Source organism: Acidobacteriota bacterium, from assembly GCA_033549365.1.
GTDB lineage: Bacteria > Acidobacteriota > Aminicenantia > Aminicenantales > Saccharicenantaceae > JAWSUF01.
This window is the reverse complement of record JAWSUF010000052.1, coordinates 1-802: the sequence shown is the minus strand read 5'-3', so window position 1 is coordinate 802 and position 802 is coordinate 1. Positions and strand designations below refer to the sequence as shown.

General features: G+C 47.6%; 1 protein-coding gene. It reads left to right on the top strand.

Going from position 1 to position 802, the window contains the following annotated elements; translation table 11 throughout:
* Positions 1–537 (top strand): DegT/DnrJ/EryC1/StrS family aminotransferase (locus SCM96_15990; GenBank protein MDW7762109.1); only part of this gene is annotated, 537 nt, incomplete at its 5' end.
* Positions 538–802 lie beyond the last annotated feature (265 nt).

The following is an 802-nucleotide window of genomic DNA, read 5'->3' as shown; positions in this document are numbered from 1 at the left end:
CGGTTTATTGAACGGGCGGAAATATTGTGGGAAAAGGGAACCAACCGGAGAAAATTTTTCAGGGGGGAGGTGGATAAATACACCTGGGTCGATATAGGTTCATCCTTTCTTCCCTCCGATATCGTGGCCGCGTTTCTATATGCCCAGCTGGAAAATATGGAATTAATTAATAACCGCCGGCAGGAAATTTTCGACTTTTATTATAAAGCCCTTGTACCGCTGACGAATGCCGGAAAAATCCGGTTGCCGTATGTTGCCGATGAATGCCAGTCCAACTGTCATCTTTTCTACATTTTACTCAACAGCGAAAATGAGCGGGACAACTTGATGAACTACCTGAAAAAACTAGGAATACTGGCAATTTTTCATTACCTGCCCCTGCATCTTTCCCAGGTGGGGCGCTCATTCGGGTACACGGACGGCCAGCTTCCGGTCACAGAGTCGTTGTCATCCCGTTTAATCAGACTGCCTTTTTATTACGAGATAACGAAAGAAGAACAGAAAACCGTAGTTGATGCCATTAAGGGGTTTTTCTAGTAAAACCTTGTTTTAAGGGATTCCAATTTGAGTTCCACCTCCAACGGTAATCCGCGGAGGTGGAAGACTTTCGAATTTTTAATTTTTGCCTTATGGAGCCGGCACCAGCCTGATCCAGGCCCAGCCGTAGAAATAGCTGCTGCCGCTGAGAACATCGCCGTCTCCCGCCCACAGGTCAAAGCGGTTGTCCGTAATATCAATGGTGCCCAGCAGGTACTCCTCATGCTGGTCCGTGCCCCCTTCGCCCTGCACATTGTCTACATAG